The sequence below is a fragment of the Psychrobacter immobilis genome, from assembly GCF_904846225.1.
Classification (GTDB): domain Bacteria; phylum Pseudomonadota; class Gammaproteobacteria; order Pseudomonadales; family Moraxellaceae; genus Psychrobacter; species Psychrobacter immobilis_F.
The window spans coordinates 1-21602 of the sequence record NZ_CAJGZJ010000030.1 but is presented as its reverse complement, the minus strand read 5'-3'; the positions used below and the strand labels follow the sequence as shown (position 1 = coordinate 21602).

Below are 21602 nucleotides of genomic sequence, written 5' to 3'. Positions count from 1 at the left end.
TTGACGATGTTTGGCAAAATTTAGCCATTTTAAGACCACTAAATGATTAAGTGTGCTAATTGATGACATGCCCTAGTAATGTAATAGAGCCATAGCCATGAGTGATACGATGGAAAATAAAGGTATAGTAGATACCACAGATAGTATTTATTTTGCGCCATTATTACCATGGCAGCAAGAGCTGTGGTCACAACTGACGAAGCGGGTATCGCTGCCACAACAAACATTACCTCATGCACTGCTTGCAGCAGGTATGGAAGGCATGGGTAAACGCGCGTTTGTATGGCGGTTGGTCGCGTGGTTATTATGCCGTGAGCGAGACAGTCATCCAGCAGGTGCTTGCGGCAAGTGTGAGAGCTGTCAGTGGCTAAGATCAGGTACGCACCCAAGTTTGCAAGTATTGCCTCTTGTTTGTATGCCGATTAGTACAGACAGTGCTGAGAATACAGAAAAATTAAGTAGCAAAACAAAAGATAAGAAAACGACCAAAGCAAATGTCAGTAGTGCGCTTAAAATTAAAGTTGATGATATTCGTGCTTTGCAGCCCTTTATTTATCAAGGCGGGCAAGGGATGCGTATCTGTGTGTTAGATCACGCTGAGAAAATGACCGTTGCCGCGGCCAATGCATTACTAAAAACGTTAGAGGAGCCGCAGTCACAGGTTCATTTATTTTTAATTAGTGACGCGCCCGCCCAGCTCCTACCAACTATCAAAAGCCGCGTTCAGCAGCTGGCATTACAAACGATTAAGACGACGGTAGCCGTCGATTATGTTACCCACGCACTAGGTCACACCATCAATCGTGAAGCGGTCAGTACGGCAGCGATTGAGCAGCTCATTCAATTGGGAAATGGCGCGCCTTTGGCCGCGATAGCCATGGCTAAAGCACCGTGGTACAGTAAGCGTAAGCTATGGCTGACGACGTGGCAGGCATTACGTAGCGGTAAGCGCAGTAGCGTGGCAGCGAGTGATTATTGGCAAAACCAATTGAGCATAGTAGAATTTATCCAACTGTCTGAGATGATGCTACTTGATATGCGCCGTGTCTGTTTAGGGCTAAATGAGCTACAAAAAGACGTCAATTTGACAGCTGTCTTGCAAGCAAATCAACCTATTGACAGTGGACTTGAGGCATTTACCGATAGTTTGCAGCAGACCAAAGTTGCCCTGCAACAAAATGTGCAAGAAAAATTCGCCTATGATAAGCTGATGCAGGAATTGGCGTATTTATAAGTCGTACTACAGCACTTGGCTACTATTCTATGTAGCGATTCGTCAATGCTCAAATTTATATGCCCTAGAAATTCATTAAATATACCAAATACAATCAATAAAGGAAGCTGACTATGGCAATGCCAGGACGCGGCGGGATTCTCACCTGCCATATTGAAAACATTGAAACGTTATACGCCAGCTATTTATCCTTTGTAAGTAACGGTGCTTTATTTGTGCCCTCTGACCAAGCTCAGCAGTTAGGTAATGAGGTATTTATCGCCGTTACTTTACCCAACTCTAGCGAGCGTTTACCTATGAATGGTAAGGTTGTTTGGATAAATGCGAAAACACAAAGTGGTCGTCCCGCAGGTTTTGCGGTGCAGATTGGTACGGATGTCGCAGGGCAAAGGATTAAAAACGAAGTTGAGCGTTTATTGGCTGGTAAAATAGAGAGTTTGCAGTCTACTTATACCATGTAGCATTTCTAGATATGAATAATGGTGTCCGCCATACCAGTGTTTGTTCTAAATGAATAGCACCAAAAAACAACCCTATAATTTTATAGGGTTGTTTTTTTATAAAGGTATAAGACAAAAATAAGTAAAATGTCACTGCATTTTAATAACGCGGTGGCACATACATATCATCAGGAATAGGTTCACGGTAATATTCATCATCGCGTTTGCGGTTGGGCAACTCAACTTCGTCGCGAGGTATTTCTTTATAAGGAATTTGCTCAAGCAGATGCGCAATACAGTTTAGCCGTGCGCGTTTTTTGTTATTACCTTCAACCACCCACCATGGTGCTTCAGGAATATGAGTGCGCTCAAACATGGTTTCTTTTGCTTTGGTGTAGTCTTCCCAGCGCCTACGTGATTGTAAATCCATCGGTGAGAGCTTCCACTGTTTAAGTGGGTCATATATCCGACTCATAAAGCGCGCATGTTGCTCATCATCTGTAATAGAAAACCAGTATTTTACTAGACGAATACCTGAGCGTACCAGCATACGTTCAAACTCTGGCACCGACTGAAAGAACTCTTCATACTGTACATCGGTACAAAACCCCATAACCCGCTCAACACCGCCACGGTTATACCAACTACGGTCAAACAATACGATCTCACCTGCGGCTGGTAAATGCGCGACGTAGCGCTGAAAATACCATTGCGTTTGCTCGCGTTCCGTTGGGGCAGGTAAGGCTGCAACACGGCACACTCGTGGATTTAAGCGCTGAGTAATGCGTTTAATGGCGCCACCTTTACCCGCAGAATCCCGCCCTTCAAAGATAACCACGATACGCTCACCGCGATCAACCACCCAATCCTGTAATTTAATAAGCTCGCGCTGTAGTCGTACCAATTCATGAAAGTAGGTACGTCGATCCAGTTTTTCTTGCTCGCTCATCTCACGTCCATTAAAACGAAAGTCACGTGCACAGTCATCTATTTCATTTTCTAGTTCTTCATCATAGGTGTCGATTAAGTCTTGGTGCATTTTTCGACGTAACTCATCGTCAAGAATTTCTTTTTCGATACGCTCAGACAAGATGGCTTGTTCCTGATTGTACTGCTCTAAGTCCTCCTTCGTCGTTAAAGATTGAAAATCAGTCGTTATAAGCGGCTCTGTCATTACCAGTTTTTCAGAGCCAAAAATGACTTGCCTCATTTTTCTTAATAAGAATTTTGTCTTACCCATAAATATTACCTTTGTTTGGCATATCGGATTTTTTAAGAGGCTGTTATCTAGGGCGTGCCTTCAATTCAAACGATAATATCTAAATGGGCTAAAAATGGCTAAATTTTGCCAAACATCGTCAAATAGTGGATTAATATCCCGATATTATTTGCGCTATTTTCCTCGTTTGACGGCAATTTATCTCATTTTTATGACCATTCTTAAAATGAAGACACGCCCTAGGTCATTTCTATCATAGCAAAGTATAGACAATAAAAAATGCCCTTTAAATAAATTAAAGGGCATTTTTTATTACGAGATATATGCTGATTACAATGATAAGCCAGCGTGTCTTTTTAACTTAAAAGCGATCAAGATTACTTTTCTAAGATACACGTCACGCCTTGGCCACCAGCGGCGCAGATGGAGATAAGCGCACGACCTGAGCCTTTTTGATCCAGTAGTTTCGCAGCAGTGGCTAGGATACGGCCACCAGTGGCAGCAAACGGATGACCTGCGGCCAATGATGAACCATTAACATTGAGTTTGCTACGATCAATAGATCCTAGTGGCGCATCGAGTCCTAAGCGCTCTTCACAAAATTTATCATCTTCCCAAGCCGCCAATGTCGACAACACTTGTGAGGCAAAAGCTTCATGGATTTCATAAAAATCAAAATCTTGTAGCGTCAAACCAGCACGCTCAAGCATGCGCGGTACAGCATAAGCGGGTGCCATTAATAAGCCTTCTGTCGTGCCAGACTTACCGATGAAATCAACGGCTGCTGTTTCTTGATGCACAATATAAGCCAGTGGCTTAAGACCGTGTGCTTCGGCCCACTCATCCGTACCCAATAGGACACAAGAAGCACCATCAGTCAAAGGAGTAGAGTTGGCAGCCGTCATGGTTGGGTTGGCGTTCTTTTTGCCAAACACAGGCTTTAACTTGCCCAATTTTTCTAAAGTAGTGTCTGGGCGCAAGTTGTTATCACGAGTCAGACCTTTGTATGGAGTGATTAAGTCATCAAAGAAACCTTCATCATAAGCGCGCGCAAGATTTTTATGGCTATTAAAAGCCAGCTCATCTTGTGCTTCACGGCTGATATTCCACTCAAGCGCAGTGATTGCTTGATGATCACCCATTGATAGACCAGTACGTGGCTCACCATTTTGCGGCGAATCAATCAAGTCTCTTGGATTCAGACCCATCAGTGCTTTTAAACGTTGCTTGTTGTCTTTTGCAGCGCCCAATTTGATAAGGACTTTACGTAAGCCATCGCCAATCGCGATAGGAGCGTCAGAGGTAGTATCGACACCGCCCGTAATGGCTGAATCGATCAGACCCAGTGCAATTTTATTGGCAGATGCAAAGGTTGCTTGTAAACCTGTACCACATGCTTGTGAGATGTCATAAGTTGGCGTATGCGGACTGAGCGCCGTGTTCAGTGTTGCTTCCCGCGTTAGATTGATATCGCGGCTGAGTTTCATGACCGCACCAGACACAACTTCACCCAGTACTTCGTCTTGTAGATTATAACGCTCAATCAAACCGTCTAAAGCCGCCGTTAGCATGTCGGTGTTACTGACATCAGCGTATGAACCGTTCGAGCGAGCAAATGGGATACGGTTGCCGCCCAAGATAGCCACACGGTTTTGACCTGAGGTAGCATTAGTGTTGCTGGTCTGCTTTGTTTTATTGGCGGGCTTTTTAGTCATTGTCGTCTCTGCTTTATCGTCAGTTGATTTTTCGCTAGTATCACTGTCTTTAGCCGTTTCATTTTTAGGTTTTTTCTCGGCAGTTTCTTTTTTGATGTTGTCTGTTTTACTATCAGTCGATTTGACCTCAGTTGATTTGACATCAGCAGCTTTTGAGCTTGCAGCAGTATCAGAAACGTTAGATTCATTAGCTTTAGTTGTTGCGGCGTCTTTATTTTTTTTATCACTTACTTTTACGACGGTGCTTTCAACAACAGGACTGTTAGGGTGATTGTTTTTATTACTCATAGTATTAACCTTAAAAATATGGGTAGAAGAAGAGAGAAAATTAATAATAAAAAATACGATTTAAGCCGTGAAAAAGTAATTACTGACTATTATCACTTATTAGCGCTGTCTACGATAAGGCGTTTTTATGATGTTAATGTATGTCTTTGGCAAACTAAGTGACGTTTATCTAAACGTAATAAAAGCGTCAAACTTGGTATATATAACTTTTGTAGACTGGTTAGTGTCTAATATTAACATTGCATAGCTGCATGTTTGATAATATATTGTTATCGATAATTCAATTTCACATAACTTATCGATCTGATATTAGCACAATGTCGTGTTCTTTTAATCTAGAAAAAGTTACTGTCTTGAACACTAGCTTGTTTACAGATTGTTGTAGACATGAGCGATTTTTGGACTTGTTTATGATGAAAGTGTATAGTTAGGACAGTTTTAGAGCCATTTACTAAATATCGATAATTATGATGCCAATGAGCCTATAGAACTTATAAAAATAGGTACGTTGCATTTTTTGTTTACTTTTATTTAACCATTAGCTATAGGATTATATTATGTCAGACCGTTATGGTGATTTTGTTCAGTCTTCTATTGGTAAAAAGGTTGCCAAAAATTTGGGCTTGCCTTTACCTGTGACACTTGATCGTTTTGAGAGTGGCGGGCAATTGGTACGAGGTAGTGTCTTGGTCGGCCGTGCTGATGGTGACAATAAAAGCGTCAGTGAATCAGTAGCGCGTATTTTGTCAGACGTTCATGCTGAAGTATTTGTAAATAGTAGCGACGATATCAAAGATGCGCTTGCTGATGCTGGCGTGGAAGCAAAATCCAACACGGGTGGCGATGACAAATTTAAAGTTCTATTGTTTGATGCCAGTAATATCAGCAATGCCGAACAGCTCAAAGAAATTTATGAGTTTTTTCACAGCGTTGCTCGCCGCGTAGACACATCAGGCCGAGTGATTATTATTGGTCGCCCGCCTGAAGAAATTACGGACATCGAAGCTGCATTGGCTCAGCGTGCGCTTGAGGGTTTTGTAAAATCCGTTGGTAAAGAGTTTAAACGCGGCGTTACTGCACAGCTTATCTATGTCGAGGAAGGTGCTGAACAAAACCTAGATTCAACATTACGCTTCTTTACGTCAGCACGTTCAGCCTATGTCTCAGGACAAGTAGTACGTGTGAGTAACGGAGATTCAGTTGATGTTGATTGGAACCAACCGCTAGGCGGCAAAACCATGCTAGTAACTGGCGCTAGTCGCGGTATTGGCGAAGCGATTGCCCGTGTATTGGCACGCGAAGGCGCTCATGTTATCTGCTTGGATGTGCCGCAGCAACAAGCTGACCTTCAAAAAGTCGCTAGCGAAATCAGTGGTTCTATCTTAACCGTTGATATCACCAGTGATGATGCTGGCGCACAAATCGCAGATGCGGCGCAAAAGCGTGGCGGTCTGGACTCAGTTATCCACAATGCTGGCGTCACTCGTGATAAAACATTGGCAAACATGGACGAGAGCAAGTGGGACATGGTTATTAATATCAACTTAGGTAGTATTGCTAAGTTGAACCGTTACTTATTAGACAACGATGTGCTAAAAGAAAATGCGCGTATCGTCTGTGTCTCATCAATCTCAGGTATTGCTGGCAACTTGGGTCAAACCAATTATGCCACGTCCAAAGCGGGTGTCATTGGCTTGGTTGATGCCACTGCAAAGCAACTAGAAAGCAATACAAAAGGAATGACTATCAACGCCGTTGCACCAGGATTTATCGAAACACAAATGACGGAAGCGATTCCATTTGCCATTCGTGAAGCGGGTCGCCGAATGAACTCAATGAGCCAAGGCGGCTTGCCAGTGGATGTGGCTGAGACCATCGCATGGTTAGCTTCTCCTGCTTCTGGTGGTTTGAATGGCAACACAGTACGCGTTTGTGGTCAAAGCTTACTTGGCGCTTAGCATTAATTTGTTAGTGGCTATAGATGGCATTAAACCATGGGTAAATGCATGATATAAAATAATATTTTAATTTACCTCACATATGCTTACGAAAAAACTGCTGATAAAGTATAATAAAGCTGCCCAAGGGTGGCTTTTTTATGATAAAAACAAAGCAACCATATGCCAGATCATTTTTTGCTGCTATCGCTGCTCGTACCATTGATTAAAAATAAAGCTTATGACATTGCTCATTGAGAGACTTTAATCAACGTGTTCATAGTATTTTAAATGCACCCAAAAAATTTGTTCAAGCCCCACTTAGGATTTATTTATGTCAGACAAACATTATGATGCGTTGCCAAAAGCGCATACTACCTATGCCAATATCGTAAAAAGCTTATTGCCTATAGGCAATAGTGGCAAAATTAGTAGAGATCAATTGCCGCAAGCGACTTATTATGTGGATAAGCTGCATATCGATCAGGAAAATTTAAGCGACTATCGTAAGATTTGCGGCTTTACTGATAACGGCAAATTACCGATTACTTATTTTTCTGTACTGTCTCAAACGCTACAAATGAACATGATGGTCAAAGAGCCATTTCCATTTGCTATGCTGGGCCTAGTGCATGTTAATAATAGTGTTACTCAGCACCGTCATATTGGTGAACGCGAAACTTTGGCCATATCAGTCGCTTTTGATAACTTACGTGACCATGCCCAAGGTCAGCAGTTTGATTTTGTCACTACCGTCAAATCAGAGGATAGTGTGGTTTGGGAAGGTACGTCTACTTATCTATCACGTAGCAAAAAACCAAATGGTAGCACAGACAAAAAAAGTACCCCGCGTCCAGTAATGGTTAAGCCGTTAGTCGATGAACAAGGTGTGCATAGTATTTTTGAAGTACCAGAAGATATTGGCCGTCGTTATGCTTTTATATCAGGTGACTTTAATCTTATTCATCTACATCCAATATCAGCTCGTGCATTTGGATTTCCTAAGGCGATTGCTCATGGCATGTGGTCAAAGGCGAAATGCCTTGCTATGATGGGTGAATTACCTGATGCTTGTACGGTTGAGGTATCATTTAAGCTGCCTATCTTTTTGCCAGCTGAGGTAGAGCTCATCGCTGATCCAGTTGCCAAGCTTGAGAACCCAGAAGACACCTGTGTATTTGGGTTATACAGCTCAAAAAATGATAAGCCGCATCTGGCAGGCGTTGTTACATTAAACACTGACCGCAAGTAGTAGCAAATAGAATAAAAAATCTTCTCAATAGCCATATTTAACGAACCTATTTATCATTATGACTTCACAAAAAAATGCGACAAGCACAGAACAATCTGATAGCTCGATAATAACGGATGCAACCGCTGCCAACGACAGTTCTGCTAACGAAACCTCTGCTAACGACAGTGCTCCTGATAATGGTATCGATCTCACTACTATTTTTGATCCTTATTTTCGTCCTGACGCAAACACCATCGTATGCGGTGCGCTTGATGAAGAAAAGGTTATAGCCTTAGCAAAAGCGGGGGTCGAGCTGGTGGTTAACTTGCAACCTGATGACGAGCTGAGCTTTGACGAATCAGCAGCGGTTGAGCGAGCAGGCATGCACTATGAGCATTTGGCCATCAGTGGCGCTGCTGATTTAAAGCAACTCAAAATCTTGGCGTTCGATAATATATTGCGTCAACATCATGGTAAAAAAATAGTCGTACACTGTGGATCAGGCAATCGAGTAGGAGCAGCGATTGCTCTTAGAGCAGGCTGGTTACGGGGGCGCAAGATGGACACCGCTATGGAGCGTGGGCGCAGTCATGGTTTGACTAAGCTTGAAGACGAGGTTTTTAAGCGTTTGCTAGTACCTCGTTAAAAAGTACCACGTGAAAGCGTAATCATTATTAAATAATACAAAGGCGACCAATAGGTGGCCTTTTTTATGAGAAAATTTTTTATTTAGCTATTTTATAAAAAGGGAGCAGGATAGCCATGATTGACAATCACAAAAAAACCAATCAGAACGTTGATAAACAAATTGATATAAAACTCCAGCAGCGCTTGCAGCAATTACTGATAGATCTACAGCTAGATGATGCGCCAGCCGGTGGTACAGTGGTGGTTTATCAGGCAGGCAAGTGTATTGCTGAGGTGAGTGTGGGCATGGCGCGCGCTGATATGACTTGGCAGCCCGATACGTTAGCGATCAATTTCTCTACTGGTAAAGGGGTCTTGGCAACGCTGGTTCATGTTCTAGTCTCAAAACAGCTGCTTAATTATGATGCGCCTATTGCCAGTTATTGGCCTGCATTTGCTGCAAATGGTAAAGATGAGATTACCTTGCGTAGGGTTATGTCTCATCAGGCCAATTTATTTTCTATTCAAGGCATCGATGTCGATAATGAAACGATGTGCGATTGGGATACTATGCTGAGTAAAGTGGCGGCAATGCCAATTACACTTCCCACAAATGCGGCATTATACGACAGTGCTTATAGCGCATTGATATATGGCTGGGTCTTAGGTGGCGTGATAGAAGCGGTTACTGATATGTCGCTTGCGGAAGCGTTAAGATATTACCTAACAGAACCTTTGGGTATTGCAGACAGCTGCTATTTTGGCGTGCCTGATAGCAGGGTATCGCAAGTGGCCATGCTGGTCAAAAACTTTGACGGGTCAAATGGGGACAGCGCACAGCCAAGTAATAGACGTCATAAACCTACTATAAAAGCAGATTCAGCAGAGACTCTACACACTCATAAAAATCTGCCCAATTATGCTTGTTGGCAGCAGCAAGCATTAGAAAATAAAAAAACGGCAAATATTAATCACGATATCGAGCAAAATAATTTATCTACATTAGATACTGCTGGTATCAATCGTTTGTACTTCGATACCAGCCAGCTCAATCTAAAAAACTATAAAGCGGCACTGATACCTGCCAGTAAAGAACCTATCGATTATTATGATCGTAAGACATTACAGGCAGCCATCCCAGCAGCTAATGGCGTTGCGTCAGCTCAGGCACTGGCAACCATTTATGCCATGCTAGCCAATGGCGGTGAGTGGGAAGGGAAGATATTCATTGATGAGGCGACATTCAAGCAACTCTCTGCACCGCAAGTTACAGGTTTGGATGCAGTCATGCCAGCGCACATGTATTGGCGTTTGGGCTATCATCGATTGTTTCACTTATGTGCGCATAATGATAGCGCTGACGAGATAGTTGACCCTACATTATTAGGGTTTGGACATATGGGTTATAACGGCTCGGTGGCTTGGTGTGACCCTGCACGACGATTATCATTTGCTTTTATTCATAATTTTGATACTACGATGCTCAATGATATTCGTCAGTTTGCTTTGACAGAGGCAGTATTAAGTTTGGTCGACGATAAACCCTTAAAAAGTTAAAAGCCAGCAAGCCCGCTGAAAAAATCCGCTCTTATTATGGCGCTTTTGGCGTCATTTTAAGAAGCCTTTTAGCACTAAGCCCATGGATAAAGATTGAGATCAAAATGACAATTGAACAGACGACCCACAATTTGAGCGCATCCTCATCATCAAAGAAACCCTGATTAAGCGCGTAAGATAAATAATACAGCGTACCAATACCGCGAATACCCAAGGCCGAAATCGCATATTTTTCGGTACTAGGGAGCTTCAGCCCTGACAAAGCAATGAAACCACCGATCGGACGAATTAATAATACAAAAGCAAAACTGACAATATAAACTCGCCACGTAAGCTCAACCCCAGATTGTAGACCTTGCCCCAGAAATATACCAAAAGTGACCAGTACTAATGACATCAGCAAGCCTTCTGATTGTTCTGCGAAGTCATGTAATTTTTGATGATAAGAATGCTCATGCTCTGAACGGCGAAATGCAAATGCTGCTATAAACACCGCGATAAAGCCATAACTATGTACAAATTCGGCTAGCCCATAAGCAACAAGCGTTAGAGCAATGACCACATAACCTTGGGAAATGGCGGTATTTTCGCTATATTTTGAAAACACCAACTTTGCCATGACTTTGCCGACGATAATACCAACTGCCAAACCTGCGCCAATTTTCCACAATACGTCGTGAGTAAACCATGACCACAGCATCTCACTGGTAAATTCATTGCCTTCGCTAAACGCTTCCGCTATTTTTATCGCTAAATATACGAATGGAAAAGCCAATCCATCGTTCAATCCTGCCTCTGACGTTAATGTGAAGCGTGGCGTATCTTCACCGCCTGTATTGGGCGGGCCGACCTGAATGCTAGACGCCAATACTGGGTCGGTTGGTGCCAACGCTGCACCCAACAAAATAGCTGCCCCCATACTCAAACCAAACGCGTAATAACCCAATACCGCCATCGAAAAGATACCGATCGGCATGGTAATCAGTAACAGGCGCGCGGTAGGACGCCATAAGCGCCAAGATAAGGGCGTATCAATTTTGATACCAGCGCCAACTAACGACACTATCACCACAAACTCGGTGAGCTTTTCGATAATCACACCATTTTCTACAGGATCTAAAAAGGTAAGGGTGATCCAAAAGTAACCGACTACCGCTCCCAAAGCAACTTGCAGCATCGGCAAGGAGATAGGAGTGCGCTTAAATAAAATAGGAAATAGAGCGCCCAATAAAAACGCCATACCGCAAATCAATAAGAATAAATTATAGTTTTCTATCATAAGGGTTTTATACACCAATATTTTTATTTCAAAAGCTTGTGAACATTTAAAATGAACAGTTAATGACGGTTATTCATTAAGTTAAAAGAGGGGCGTATTTCAATTTCCAATAACAAAATAGGCAAGCATAGCAAGTTTCAATACCTGCTTATCATGACGAGAAAACACAATTAATACCGCAAAAAATCGTTATCAAAACGACTGCTGTGTTGTTTTTTGGTGAAAAAAAGCCTGCATAGCGCAGGCTTAATAAGATTTTATAAGTATATTCTAAAAATTTTTCGGTTTAGCGTTCAACTTGACTGACGTCACGAACCGCGCCAGTATCGGCGCTGGTGGTCATCGCAGCATAGGCACGTAGAGCAGGAGTGACATGACGCTCACGACTGACTGGTTTCCATGCATCGCGACCACGAGCCTCCATCGCTTCACGGCGAGCGGCTAAATCTGCGTCACTTACCTGCATATTGATGGTACGATTTGGGATATCGATGTGAATGGTATCACCTTCTTCAACCAGACCAATCGCACCGCCTTCAGCAGCCTCAGGGCTGGCATGACCGATTGAGAGGCCTGATGTTCCGCCTGAGAAACGACCGTCGGTTAGGAGCGCACATTCTTTCCCTAAACCTTTTGACTTTAGGTAAGTTGTTGGGTAAAGCATCTCTTGCATACCGGGACCGCCTTTTGGCCCTTCATAGCGGATGATGACCACATCGCCCGCAACAATATTATCAGCCAATACCGCGGCGACAGCGTCATCTTGTGACTCAAATAGGCGCGCGCGACCCGTAAAGGTTAAGATGCTTTCATCGACTCCGGCCGTTTTTACCACACAGCCGCGCTCAGCGATATTGCCATACAGTACTGCAAGGCCACCATCCTCTGAATAGGCATGTTTGGCACTGCGGATACAGCCTGACTCACGGTTGACATCGAGGTTTGACCATTCTTTTGATTGTGAGAATGCCTCAGTCGTGCGTACGCCACCAGGCGCTGCAAGATAGCGCGCACGTGCCTCAGCATTGTCAGGATTCATAATGTCCCATTTATCGATTGCTTCTTTCATCGTCGGGCTATGAATGGTTGGCAGGTCAGTATTAAGCAATCCGGCACGGTCAAGCTCAGCTAGCAGCGCAAAGACACCGCCAGCACGGTGCACGTCTTCCATATGATATTTTTGCGAGGCGGGGGCAACTTTAGCGAGGCAAGGCACGCCACGGCTTAAACGATCAATGTCATGCATTTTAAAGTCAACTTCGGCTTCGTTAGCAGCCGCCAGTAGATGCAAAATAGTATTGGTTGAGCCGCCCATGGCAATATCTAAAGTCATGGCATTTTCAAAAGCCGCTTTACTGGCGATTGAGCGTGGTAATACTGAATCGTCATCTTGCTCATAGCGACGTTTGGCCAATGAAACAATGGTGCGACCCGCCTCTAAAAATAATTCACGGCGTAGCGAATGAGTCGCCAACAGCGAACCATTACCCGGTAAGGCCAATCCTAATGCTTCGGTGAGACAGTTCATCGAGTTGGCCGTAAACATACCAGAGCATGAGCCACAAGTCGGACAGGCTGAGGCTTCAATAGCAGCCACGTCTTCATCGCTAATGCTGTCATCAGCCGCATCCATCATCGCATCGACGAGGTCAAGCTTGCGAACGGCACTGCTGTCACTACCATCGGTATTGTGGCTCTTACCAACCGTGCTGGCTAAGATCTTGCCCGCTTCCATTGGGCCGCCTGAAATAAACACCACTGGAATATTAAGACGCATCGCAGCCATCAGCATACCAGGGGTGATTTTATCGCAGTTAGAAATACAAACTAAGGCATCCGCACAGTGAGCATTGACCATGTATTCTACAGAATCTGCAATCAAGTCGCGACTTGGTAATGAATACAACATGCCACTATGGCCCATGGCAATGCCATCATCGACCGCAATGGTATTAAACTCTTTTGCTACGCCGCCAACTTTTTCAATCTCACGCGCGACCAATTGCCCCAAGTCTTTGAGATGCACATGACCGGGCACAAACTGGGTGAATGAGTTAGCAATCGCAATGATCGGTTTGCCAAAATCGCCATCAGTCATGCCCGTTGCACGCCATAGTGCCCGCGCGCCTGCCATATTACGACCGCCAGTAGAGGTTTTTGAGCGATAATCCATGTGATATTCCTTACAAATAGGCGAGGTTTATTAAAATTGATTCCTCAGGTGTGATGCTGATAGTGTGCTTTTTATACCGTTTGAGGACTAGTGAATAATACTAAGTCGTTACCATACCATTAGATATGAATAGCTGAAAACAAGCGGGTGATAGTTCATGGTTTGTGCGTCATAAAAGTATGCCAGTAACCTGCTATTCAAGACGCTCCAATATGGCCTTATCAAACCAAGGTAGCTCAGTTTTATCAGCTTCTAACTTGGCAATAACTGTTAATGTATGAGTTGCTAGTAACTGTTGATAGTCTGGACTGGCATCAAATGTGAATAGCTGCTCGTCATCATCCATACTGATCAATGTCTGCTTGTCATTTTTATAAAGAACATCTACACGGCCAAAAAACTGCCAGTCTTTAAAAGCCGTAATGATAGCGTCCGCTTCATTTTGCGTATAAATTTGCTGGGTTTCCTTACCCGTATTAGTCCAGTGCAGCCGTACGGCTAATTGCAACGCCTCGCTAAACACCACCAATGAGCCAATTATTTTTACATGCCAAGGACTGGATAATAGCGTGTCACTAATACCAATTAGCCGAGCGGCCTCATTAGCGATCATGGGCGTATTAAACTGTGCAAGCAGGATGGGTGTTAGCGGGTAGGTCGCTTTGACACTGTCATCTAAGCTGTCATAGTGATACAAAAAAGGTAGAGGCAGGTCTTGTGTGACCGTCTTTTTGATAATTTTACAATTGTGTATTTGCCAACTGATCGTTTTGTCAGTCAGTGCTTCTGCTAAAATAATCGCATTGGGATCAATGGCTTGAGTTTCGTTTTCAGTTTCAGTGATAAGTTGTTCTCTATCATTATCAGGCACAGCGTTATCTGATACAGATGTCGTAACCGTATTATAAGGGTTGGTAGAATTGTCATTTGTATGTGTTTGAGTCAGCGAAGTAGACGAATTCATAAATATCGCGTTATTAAAATAGAGTGTTAATATAACATTTAAAGTACCCAGCTCGCCAATAAATTAGTGAGCCAGAGCAAAGGGTATGTGCTTTATCATTTTTTACCAAGGCGCTCGCATCTTGTGCTTAAACCGTATTTCGTCCACTATGATGAATACGGTTTAATCTATTTTAAACACCATTTAATAACGTGCTATCAAACAATCAAAGGAATAAAAATGAGCCAAAACAATCAAAAATCTACTTATGACGATAATAATATTTTTGCCAAAATGCTAAATGGTGATATTCCCTGCCACAAGGTTTATGAAGATGATAGAACGCTTGCCTTTATGGATATCATGCCACAAGCAGAAGGTCATGTACTGGTGATACCCAAGCAAAAAGCGGTTGATTTATCTGACCTTGAGCCAGAGTATGCTTCAGCGGTATTGATGACCTCGAAAAAGGTGATGCAAGCACAGCGTGAAGTATTTGAACGTGAAGGTATTATTCAGATGCAATTGAATGGCTCGCAAGCTGGGCAGACGGTGTTTCATTACCATGTACATCTGATTCCATCGAGTATTCATGAGCTCGGTCGTCATGCAGCCACGCAGGCAGATCATGAGAAATTGGCTGAAATAGCCAAGCAACTTGCTGCGGTGATTCCCGCTTCATAAGACAGAAATACCATTTTTTGATTTGGTAAAGAAAATTTGAGCGTTATATATTGAGCGTTTATTAATAAGTACAACTAGACAGCTGACAAGCTGTCTTTTTTATTCCTTGGTAATAGTCATGTAACAATCGTTAAAGTCATGTTACAAGTTAGGCGTTAATCTGGGATTTAGCCGGAGAGTATGTTAAAAGTTATATTCTGCTAGACATATTCTTTACGTTTTGTCTCTGCAAACTTATTCTTAAGATCGATACGTTTTTATAACTAATATGCTTTTATAACTGATGCGTTTATTCAATAAAACTGCCTTACTTTTAGGAAATTACTTTTTATGAGGAAATCACCTCGCTCTACTATTCTGCTGCCAGTCTTTCTTCCAGCAGCTGCTATTATGCTGCTGCTAGTGATTGGCACAGCCATTAATCCAGTCGCAGCTGGCGAGCTATTTAGTACCGTACTGGCGTTTACCACCGATACTTTCGGTTGGTTTTATATGTTGGCCGTTGCCATATTTTTGATGTTTATTATTGCTATAGCTTTTTCGCCTTATGGCAGTATTAAATTGGGTCCTGACCATGCCGAGGCTGAGTATAAGTTTCTTGAATGGTTTGCCATGTTGTTTTCCGCAGGGTACGGCATTGCGTTACTGTTTTATGGAGTGGCAGAGCCTGTATTGCATTTTGCCAGTCCGCCCATGTCCACACCGCAGACGATTGAAGCCGCAAAAGAAGCCATGCAAATTGCCTATTTTCATTGGGGTTTTCATATTTGGGCGATTTATGGCGTAGTCGGTTTGTCACTAGCCTATTTCTCTTTTCGTCACGGATTGCCATTGTCGGTACGCTCAACGCTATATCCGCTAATCGGTGACAAAATCTACGGCCCCATTGGTCATACTGTTGATGTGTTTGCGATTGTGGGTACGATGTTTGGTATCGCCACCAGTCTAGGGCTGTCAGTGGCACAAATCAATGCTGGTCTAAATTATTTGCTACCAGATATGGTGCCAGTTAATACGACGGTGCAGGTTATTATCATTGCGCTAGTGACAGCAGCAGCGTTGGTATCAGTGTTGGCGGGCATGGATAAGGGCGTAAAGCGCTTGTCTATCTTAAACATGCTGCTAGCAACGGCACTGATGTTATTTGTATTTATCGTTGGTCCATCGATATTTATTTTAAATGCCTTTATGGAAAATACTGGTAGCTATTTGGGTAATATTGTTGAGCGAACCTTTAGCTTACAAGCCTATCAATCCAGTGATTGGATCGGTAGTTGGACATTATTTATCTTTGCATGGACGATTGCATGGGCGCCTTTTGTGGGTCTATTTATTGCCAAAATTAGTCGTGGTCGCACCATTCGTGAGTTTGTATTAGGTGTAATGTTGGTACCAACGCTATTTACTTTCTTTTGGTTTTCGGTGTTTGGCGATACTGCGCTACATATGATTATGGTTGATGGTTACGATGCCTTGATTAGTGAAGTACAAAACAACCAAGCGATTGCGTTATTTAAACTGCTAGAACAGTTACCGTTCACTCAGTTTGTTTCGTCATTGACCGTAGTATTGATTATTACCTTTTTTGTGACTTCATCGGATTCAGGTTCATTGGTGATTGACTCACTGGCTGCAGGTGGACGTACTGACACACCATGGTGGCAACGTTCGTTTTGGGTAATTACTGAAGGCGCAGTCGCTGCGGTTTTATTGATAGCGGGCGGTTTGAGCGCGCTACAAACAGCGGCTATCGTCAGTGCCTTACCGTTTGCGATTATTATATTGATTTCGACATTTGGTATGTGGCGCGCGCTACGTATTGAGGGACATCGCAATCAAAGTTTGGCCAATGACAATCATCTGCCACCGCATCTACTCAAACTCGACGCATGGCGTGATCGTATTGACTATATGACCAATCAGCCAACGCGTGATAAAGTGCTTGGTTATATTAAAGGTACCGTTTTAACATCGATGAATGAAGTGGCAGAGAAATTTGCTGAAACAGGCTGGTTGCCTGATGTTAATTATGATGAAGTTAATAATCGTGCTGTCTTGGAATTAAGACGCGGCGAGAATGTTGAATTCTGGTATGAAGTTCGTTTGTCTGAGCATGACGTTCCTGACTATTATACCGATAATAACGCCAGTGAATTACCACAAGAGCATCATCATCGTGCTGAGGTATACCTGCGCCGCGGTGGTCAAACCTATGATTTATATGGTTATCAATCAGAATCAATCATCAATGACATCATCGATCAGTTTGAAAAGTATCTACACTTCTTGCATGTTTCGCCTGACAGCTTACCGTGGCGCATGCAGGAACACGATGAAGACATTACATTGGAGCAGGGCAGTGTGTTTGATAAGTAATCGCTTACTGTTCAAAAACTCGTATTTATTAATGCGAGTTATTCACGCTAATAACTTGCAATATACGTAAGAATGCTTAGAATAACGGCTTGTTTTTATTAACTTATCTTAATCAAGCGCAAGCCGTTTTTTATGTCTATTGATACTGCTATTTCTACTATGTCGCCAGCACAGATTGCTAATGACCATCCTTTATTGCAACCATTAATAATTGGTGGCTTGACGATCGAAAATCGTCTCATGGTCGCCCCGATGGCAGGCGTCACAGACAATCCCTTCCGCCGCTTGTGCAAATCTTTTGGTGCCGGTCATGCGGTCAGCGAGATGATTATTGCTGATACTGCTCTTTATGCACGCAAAAAATCTCTGTATCGTGCCAATTTCGATAATGAGATTGCGCCTATTTCTGCGCAGATAGCGGGTGCTGAGCCCGCCAAACTTGCTGAGGCCGCCCGTTATCAAATTGATAATGGCGCACAAATCATCGATATCAATATGGGCTGTCCTGCCAAAAAAGTCTGTCGTAAGCTGGCGGGTTCTGCACTGTTACAAGACGAAGATTTGGTCGCGCGTTTGTTAGATGCGGCTGTTAATGCCGTCGATGCCCCTGTGACACTTAAGACACGATTGGGTTTTGAGAATGGTCGTGAGAATATCTTACGGGTGGCAAAGCGAGCAGAGCAAGCAGGCATTGCCGCCATTGCCATTCATGGGCGTACGCGAGAGGATATGTATACTGGCGAGGCACGTTACGAGCTGATACGGGAAGTCAAAGAAAGCATTAGTATTCCTGTGATCGCCAATGGCGATATTGATAGTGCGCAAAAAGCGCAGCAAGTCTATGATTTGACTGGCTGTGATGCCGTGATGATTGGACGTGCTGCACAAGGACAGCCATGGTTATTTCGTGATATTGGACATTTTTTACGTACAGGTGAGAGCCTTGATGCCCCTAGTGTTAGCGAAATAAAAGAAATTGTACTCGCACATTTACAAGAGCTATATGACTTTTATGGTGAGTATTCTGGCTGCCGAATAGCGCGTAAACACATTGCGTGGTATACAACGGGCATCCCGAACTCTAATGCTTTTAGGCAAGCGATGTATGGAGAGGAAAGCACTGCTTCACAATTTCAGGCAGTTGAAACTTTTTTAAATGAGCATGAGTAATCATTATTTAGTTTTCGATGGCTAAGTCTACTTGCCAACGGTCTGTATGATTTCGCTACAGGCTTTATGGTTAAATCGGTTATAGCGAGTGCTAAATAAAAGGGATACAAATATTATCACGAGCCACTTGGATAAACGTTACTTGCTTGCTGTGCCTGCGCAGACAGAGGCTACGCAAAATCTATCCTAGAAGCTCTGTGCCATTTATAGTGGATCGACTACAGTTGAATGAATGTCTCGTCAAAGAGTAACAAACCGTCCAAAAAATATAATAAGTATGCCAATAACTTAGACAATTTCGGCAATCATATTATTGTGGTGAATAAGGTTTTTGAGCAAGATATTCACTTCTCATCGATGATAATCAAAAAGCGAAAATTTACAAAAAACGCTGTTATGATTCTATAAATGCTTAAAATCGCTAAATTAACTGGCTGCCACCGCTGTTTTATTCACTTCATCACATACTTTTTTGCTATGCTATAACTGAACATTTATAGGCATAGGACAAACAAAAAGGACTTTTTATGGCTAATCCCTCGAAAAAAGCAATAACCAAAACAGTTAAAGATAAAAATATTATCATTACAGGTGCTTCAAGCGGTATCGGTGAGCGTACAGCCTTTTTGCTTAGTGAGTGCGGTGCTCATGTCATCTTGTTGGCTCGTACTGAAGATAAATTAAAAGCCGTTAAAGAAAGTATCGAGGCGCTTGGTGGCAAGGCCAGCTATTACCCTTGCGATTTGACCAATATGGATGAAATCGAAAAAGTTAGCGCGCAAATTTTGGCAGATTTTGAATATGTAGATGTATTAGTCAATAACGCTGGCCGCTCAATTCGCCGCTCAGTGCACGAATCTATTGATCGGTTTCATGATTTTGAGCGCACCATGGATATCAACTATTTTGGTGCTGTTAAAATAGTTCTTGGGTTTTTGCCAACGATGATTGAACGTCAGACGGGTCAAATTGTTAATATCTCGTCGATCGGCGTGCTGGCAAACAGTCCACGTTTTGCCGCCTATGTCGCATCAAAATCAGCACTTGATGCCTTTAGCCGCTGTTTGGCTGCTGAAGTGAAAGGGGATAATGTGACCATCACCAACATCTTTATGCCATTGGTACGTACGCCTATGATTGAGCCGACCAAGCTTTATCGTTACATGCCTGCGCTTATGCCTGATGAAGCGGCGATGATGGTCGCAAAAGCGATTGTTCATAAGCCAAACAGTATTGCCAGCAATATGGGAAAATTCGCCTCAGCGACTTATTCATTGGCACCAGCGATCAACGTTGGTATTCAATCGATGGGTTATCGTATTTTTCCAAGCACCCGCGCTGGACTGACTACCGATAAAAAACCAAACCTTGCGCAGCGTGCTTTTGCCAGAATTCTGCCCGGTGAGCATCACTAAGATAGGGGTTTTGCTAACTCTGAGTAAAATAAAAAGGATACTACGGTATCCTTTTTTAGTGCCTTGAAAAATGTTAATGCTCGTATAATATAAATAGATAGAGTAGTAGCTATTTGTTGTTAGCTCCTTATCGCAGTCAAAATCTATTTATAATTATTTACCATAACGCCCGTTATGGGAATAAAGCTCAATTTTTTTGATAAGCGAAGTTTAAGGGAGCAACTAGAGTAGCCCTACAGGGAGTAGCAACCCTATTACGCTAGTAATCGAGCTAGGAATGCCGCTAAAAGTCTTCAGTATATTTTAAAAAGTTGAATTCTCCAGCCTGTCTTGACAGTAAATGAGCAGCATAATGATCAATTGCTTCTGCTGGATTGATAAGTTTTTTGATACTATATACTTCTTGATCTTGTATCAAATACATATCCTTACTGACATGATTAGTAATAGAAAGTAGTTGAAAATTCTTCTCTTGCTCTAAACCGTTAAACCTAGTGTCAATTAAAGCACGAAGCTGAAAATGAGTGTCATAACTGTCATCATCTTCATAATCCACTAAAAAGGTTGTTTAAACTTATCTTCTAAAAAAGCTACTTTTTCACGAGCTTTTTTACTCTTTCCTTCAATATCTGGACAGAGTGATACTAACGGTGGGTTATTACTTGATGGTAAAGCACTTGCGGCTAATGGCCCATAGTTTACTCCGTCGGAAATATACCAACCTGCGCTATGCCACAGCCACGAATGAATAATCTCTATGGGGAAATTGAACTCATTTCTTTGAGCGTGCTTAGTAATATAAGGGGTATACCGCAGATAAATAATAATGCCATTTATATTGATACCAAACGCCGTAATATCAGATAATATTTCTGGTATATCTGATCTTTTAATAGCATAGAAAAATTCTTCTGTAACCTCAGATAAGACCTTGTAAGTCTCAGGCTGAGTGTTTTTAAAAGGTTCAAAAAAATACTCATGAAAGCTCATATCTCTAGGTTTAGCATTCTTAAAGTTGATCGAATTAAACTCAATCCTTGTTTGATCTCTATTTTTAATATATACATCTTTAATGGTTACTTGATTTAAGTCGTAATAAATCTCATCAAACCTATCTAAAACATGGATATTCATTGCATTTGCCTTATTAAGTTTTTATAGCTGGGCTAATTTTTTATTGTAGAATCTAAGCTTATTGCATCAGTTAAGTGATACTACCGCATTAAATGTGTTCGGTACCCTAGTGAGGACTTGAATCCTTGGCTGTAGGCTAGAATTATCAACGGTTTCAAATTTATGAAATGGTCGCAG

The 21602-nt window shown here is 42.5% G+C and carries 17 protein-coding genes; 10 read left to right on the top strand and 7 right to left on the bottom strand.

All coding sequences use genetic code 11. The annotated features are described in order from the left end of the window. Window positions 1-97 precede the first annotated feature (97 nt). Entirely contained in the window at window positions 98-1234 is a 1137-nt protein-coding gene (locus JMX48_RS13150; RefSeq protein WP_201538537.1) for a DNA polymerase III subunit delta', read from the top strand. Window positions 1235-1347: 113 nt separating this feature from the next. Next, on the top strand, window positions 1348-1695 hold the full coding sequence (locus JMX48_RS13145) for a PilZ domain-containing protein (RefSeq protein ID WP_201538535.1): 348 nt from the start codon (window positions 1348-1350) through the stop codon (window positions 1693-1695). A 139-nt stretch (window positions 1696-1834) separates the two neighbouring features. Here the strand turns inward: JMX48_RS13145 and ppk2 are convergent, their stop codons facing one another. Together ppk2 and JMX48_RS13135 are read right to left on the bottom strand one after the other, a co-directional pair. Then, a complete protein-coding gene (gene ppk2 / locus JMX48_RS13140) occupies window positions 1835-2914 on the bottom strand; it encodes a polyphosphate kinase 2 (RefSeq protein WP_265088794.1) in 1080 nt (359 codons plus the stop codon). Between the two features lie 356 nt (window positions 2915-3270). Continuing rightward, entirely contained in the window at window positions 3271-4896 is a 1626-nt protein-coding gene (locus tag JMX48_RS13135; protein ID WP_227688025.1) for an acetyl-CoA C-acetyltransferase, read from the bottom strand. A 557-nt stretch (window positions 4897-5453) separates the two neighbouring features. On the opposite strand from JMX48_RS13135, the gene JMX48_RS13130 reads away from it, so the two are divergent. The 4 genes from JMX48_RS13130 to JMX48_RS13115 all read left to right on the top strand — a co-directional run bounded on the left by JMX48_RS13130 (window position 5454) and on the right by JMX48_RS13115 (window position 10251). Further along, a complete protein-coding gene (locus JMX48_RS13130) occupies window positions 5454-6854 on the top strand; it encodes a 3-oxoacyl-ACP reductase (protein ID WP_201538533.1) in 1401 nt (466 codons plus the stop codon). Between the two features lie 313 nt (window positions 6855-7167). After that, the gene (locus JMX48_RS13125) at window positions 7168-8085 is read left to right on the top strand and encodes a MaoC family dehydratase (RefSeq protein ID WP_201538531.1); all 918 of its coding nucleotides are present in this window, start codon (window positions 7168-7170) and stop codon (window positions 8083-8085) included. Between the two features lie 58 nt (window positions 8086-8143). Then, window positions 8144-8713: a beta-lactamase hydrolase domain-containing protein gene (locus JMX48_RS13120; RefSeq protein ID WP_201538529.1), complete on the top strand. Its 570-nt coding sequence runs from the start codon at window positions 8144-8146 to the stop codon at window positions 8711-8713. 116 nt (window positions 8714-8829) lie between these two features. Beyond that, window positions 8830-10251, top strand: a complete 1422-nt coding sequence (locus tag JMX48_RS13115) for a serine hydrolase domain-containing protein (protein WP_201538526.1) — start codon at window positions 8830-8832, stop codon at window positions 10249-10251. A 34-nt stretch (window positions 10252-10285) separates the two neighbouring features. Here the strand turns inward: JMX48_RS13115 and JMX48_RS13110 are convergent, their stop codons facing one another. From JMX48_RS13110 to JMX48_RS13100, 3 genes are all read right to left on the bottom strand, one after another. Then, the gene (locus JMX48_RS13110) at window positions 10286-11530 is read right to left on the bottom strand and encodes a cation:proton antiporter (protein ID WP_201538524.1); all 1245 of its coding nucleotides are present in this window, start codon (window positions 11528-11530) and stop codon (window positions 10286-10288) included. 286 nt (window positions 11531-11816) lie between these two features. After that, window positions 11817-13703: a dihydroxy-acid dehydratase gene (gene ilvD / locus JMX48_RS13105; RefSeq protein WP_201538522.1), complete on the bottom strand. Its 1887-nt coding sequence runs from the start codon at window positions 13701-13703 to the stop codon at window positions 11817-11819. A 193-nt stretch (window positions 13704-13896) separates the two neighbouring features. Then, window positions 13897-14667 (bottom strand): hypothetical protein, encoded by a 771-nt coding sequence (locus JMX48_RS13100; protein ID WP_227688023.1) that lies wholly within the window; start codon window positions 14665-14667, stop codon window positions 13897-13899. A 219-nt stretch (window positions 14668-14886) separates the two neighbouring features. Here JMX48_RS13100 and JMX48_RS13095 point away from each other — a divergent pair, with 219 nt between their 5' ends. The 4 genes from JMX48_RS13095 (at window position 14887) to JMX48_RS13080 (ending at window position 20291) form a co-directional block, all read left to right on the top strand. Continuing rightward, the gene (locus tag JMX48_RS13095; RefSeq protein ID WP_201538520.1) at window positions 14887-15330 is read left to right on the top strand and encodes an HIT family protein; all 444 of its coding nucleotides are present in this window, start codon (window positions 14887-14889) and stop codon (window positions 15328-15330) included. A 330-nt stretch (window positions 15331-15660) separates the two neighbouring features. Beyond that, entirely contained in the window at window positions 15661-17706 is a 2046-nt protein-coding gene (locus JMX48_RS13090) for a BCCT family transporter (protein WP_201538518.1), read from the top strand. A gap of 132 nt (window positions 17707-17838) precedes the next feature. Further along, the gene (gene dusB, locus JMX48_RS13085) at window positions 17839-18876 is read left to right on the top strand and encodes a tRNA dihydrouridine synthase DusB (RefSeq protein ID WP_413786373.1); all 1038 of its coding nucleotides are present in this window, start codon (window positions 17839-17841) and stop codon (window positions 18874-18876) included. A gap of 527 nt (window positions 18877-19403) precedes the next feature. Further along, on the top strand, window positions 19404-20291 hold the full coding sequence (locus JMX48_RS13080) for an SDR family NAD(P)-dependent oxidoreductase (RefSeq protein ID WP_201538516.1): 888 nt from the start codon (window positions 19404-19406) through the stop codon (window positions 20289-20291). A gap of 283 nt (window positions 20292-20574) precedes the next feature. On the opposite strand, the gene JMX48_RS13075 is transcribed toward JMX48_RS13080, so the two are convergent. After that, on the bottom strand, window positions 20575-20847 hold the full coding sequence (locus tag JMX48_RS13075) for a hypothetical protein (protein ID WP_201538514.1): 273 nt from the start codon (window positions 20845-20847) through the stop codon (window positions 20575-20577). Beyond that, a complete protein-coding gene (locus tag JMX48_RS13070) occupies window positions 20847-21425 on the bottom strand; it encodes a hypothetical protein (RefSeq protein ID WP_201538512.1) in 579 nt (192 codons plus the stop codon). The genes JMX48_RS13075 and JMX48_RS13070 overlap by 1 nt, the downstream gene beginning before the upstream one ends. Window positions 21426-21602: the final 177 nt, after the last annotated feature.

Coding starts and splice junctions, on each gene's coding strand:
- JMX48_RS13150 (WP_201538537.1), top strand. CDS start 98: ATGAGTGATACGATGGAAAATAAAGGTATAGTAGATACCACAGATAGT.
- JMX48_RS13145 (WP_201538535.1), top strand. CDS start 1,348: ATGGCAATGCCAGGACGCGGCGGGATTCTCACCTGCCATATTGAAAAC.
- ppk2 (WP_265088794.1), bottom strand. CDS start 2,914: ATGGGTAAGACAAAATTCTTATTAAGAAAAATGAGGCAAGTCATTTTT.
- JMX48_RS13135 (WP_227688025.1), bottom strand. CDS start 4,896: ATGAGTAATAAAAACAATCACCCTAACAGTCCTGTTGTTGAAAGCACC.
- JMX48_RS13130 (WP_201538533.1), top strand. CDS start 5,454: ATGTCAGACCGTTATGGTGATTTTGTTCAGTCTTCTATTGGTAAAAAG.
- JMX48_RS13125 (WP_201538531.1), top strand. CDS start 7,168: ATGTCAGACAAACATTATGATGCGTTGCCAAAAGCGCATACTACCTAT.
- JMX48_RS13120 (WP_201538529.1), top strand. CDS start 8,144: ATGACTTCACAAAAAAATGCGACAAGCACAGAACAATCTGATAGCTCG.
- JMX48_RS13115 (WP_201538526.1), top strand. CDS start 8,830: ATGATTGACAATCACAAAAAAACCAATCAGAACGTTGATAAACAAATT.
- JMX48_RS13110 (WP_201538524.1), bottom strand. CDS start 11,530: ATGATAGAAAACTATAATTTATTCTTATTGATTTGCGGTATGGCGTTT.
- ilvD (WP_201538522.1), bottom strand. CDS start 13,703: ATGGATTATCGCTCAAAAACCTCTACTGGCGGTCGTAATATGGCAGGC.
- JMX48_RS13100 (WP_227688023.1), bottom strand. CDS start 14,667: ATGAATTCGTCTACTTCGCTGACTCAAACACATACAAATGACAATTCT.
- JMX48_RS13095 (WP_201538520.1), top strand. CDS start 14,887: ATGAGCCAAAACAATCAAAAATCTACTTATGACGATAATAATATTTTT.
- JMX48_RS13090 (WP_201538518.1), top strand. CDS start 15,661: ATGAGGAAATCACCTCGCTCTACTATTCTGCTGCCAGTCTTTCTTCCA.
- dusB (WP_413786373.1), top strand. CDS start 17,839: ATGTCTATTGATACTGCTATTTCTACTATGTCGCCAGCACAGATTGCT.
- JMX48_RS13080 (WP_201538516.1), top strand. CDS start 19,404: ATGGCTAATCCCTCGAAAAAAGCAATAACCAAAACAGTTAAAGATAAA.
- JMX48_RS13070 (WP_201538512.1), bottom strand. CDS start 21,425: ATGAATATCCATGTTTTAGATAGGTTTGATGAGATTTATTACGACTTA.